At 41.0% G+C, this 1620-nt stretch carries 1 protein-coding gene; it reads left to right on the top strand.

Translation table 11 applies throughout. The annotated features are described in order from the left end of the window. Nucleotides 1-91 precede the first annotated feature (91 nt). Nucleotides 92-1498, top strand: a complete 1407-nt coding sequence (locus CHH67_RS20155) for a lanthionine synthetase C family protein (protein WP_095267176.1) — start codon at nucleotides 92-94, stop codon at nucleotides 1496-1498. The last annotated feature ends 122 nt before the right edge of the window (nucleotides 1499-1620 follow it).

The raw sequence follows: 1620 nt of genomic DNA, 5'->3' as shown, positions 1-1620 counted from the left end.
TAATTAATCCTTAAATAAAAAGTCATTATTAAAAGTTTATTAATTAACAATTAATTACATTTTAAAGACAAGAATGGTATTTCGTAACATAATGAAGTATAGAGCAATTAAGGAGGTTACCCGCGTGAATGACTATATATCGATTGTCAAAGAACAAAAGTCTGTTTCCTTACATAATAAAGCAGTAGAAATTAGTAGAGAAATCGCCGTTCGTCTAAGCGATCCCAAATTCGTAATAGAAGCTGTCCATTCTAAAGACAACGTTTTGAGCGGTTCCGATGTATTCCCATGGGGTGACATTTCCCTATCTCATGGCTATCCAGGTAATATTCATCTGCTATCATTATGGAGGGAAATAGACAATACGTTTAATTGGAACGAAGCAATACACTCGAATTTGATAGCGATTCAATCCTATCTTGCTGAATATGGAACACGAGATATATCACTATTTAGCGGCTGGACCGGTATTGCATCATCCGTAGTGGCCGCATCAAATCATGGTGAATTTTATACACAATTTCTAGATAAAATCCATCGCTGGATGGCCCCCTTAATTGAAGAATGGCTGCAGGCCTGTTCGGAGTTAGCAAAACAAAAAAACGGAGTGCCTGTACAAACGTTTGATACGATCTCAGGCGCGAGCGGTCTCGGCAGATATCTGTTAAAAAATTGTGCCGCCCCCCACCTAGCTCCGTTAATAGAACCTCTTCTTCAATTTCTGATCACTCTTACCCAACCGATACAGGTGCATGGCAAGACTGTTCCAGGCTGGTTTACACCTAGCGAGCTTCACTTGACGGACAGAGACAAGCAGATTTTTTCTATGGGCAGCTTTAATTGTGGGATGGCGCACGGTATCCCCGGGCCCCTCGCTTTATTATCCATTGCTTATAACAGCGGAATTGAAATTCCCGGACAGCATAACGCAATTGAATATATGACAGAATGGCTGCTTAGTTCACAAGAGGAAGACGAATTGGGTTCCTACTGGCCCCACATTATTCCTTTTGAATATGATAAAAAGACAGTCGGACATACATTACAACGCCAAAGAGAGGCTTGGTGCTACGGCACACCTGGGGTGACATCCGCTTTATATACAGCCTCACTGAGTTTAAAGAATCCAAGCCTAAAACAGCATGCACTTCAGACCTTTATCCAATCCGTCACCTATGAATGTGAAAAGAATGAAATGAGCTCCCCTTCAATATGCCATGGCTTGTCGGGACTCCTGCTGATGTGTCAGCGTATGTGGAGTAACAGCAAAGCTCCGGAACTTGAACCTTTAATCCAACGAATAACTACCGAATTGCTCCAACGCTTCAATCCCAACCATCCACTATGTTTTAAGGATGCGGAACCGGAATCGGCAGAGAGCACGCGTTGGCTAACAAAAGCTGGGCTTCTGGAGGGAGCTGCTGGAATTGGTTCGGTTCTGCTCAGCGTAGCAGAACAACAGAGTAATGACTGGGATTATCTCCTAATGCTCTCCTAGCCGTACTTCCATTAAACAATATATTTTAGGATAATAAGGTAATTAAATTATTATTTATAAATAAATTCTATCTAGGAAAAATAAATTCTAGATAAACAACCAATAAATAGAAAGCAAATTAA

This window comes from Paenibacillus campinasensis, from assembly GCF_002272015.1.
GTDB lineage: Bacteria > Bacillota > Bacilli > Paenibacillales > Paenibacillaceae > Paenibacillus_AQ > Paenibacillus_AQ campinasensis.
Note: the sequence above shows the minus strand (reverse complement) of the source record. Positions and strands in the feature narration are given on the sequence as shown.

Coding starts and splice junctions, on each gene's coding strand:
- CHH67_RS20155 (WP_095267176.1), top strand. CDS start 92: ATGAAGTATAGAGCAATTAAGGAGGTTACCCGCGTGAATGACTATATA.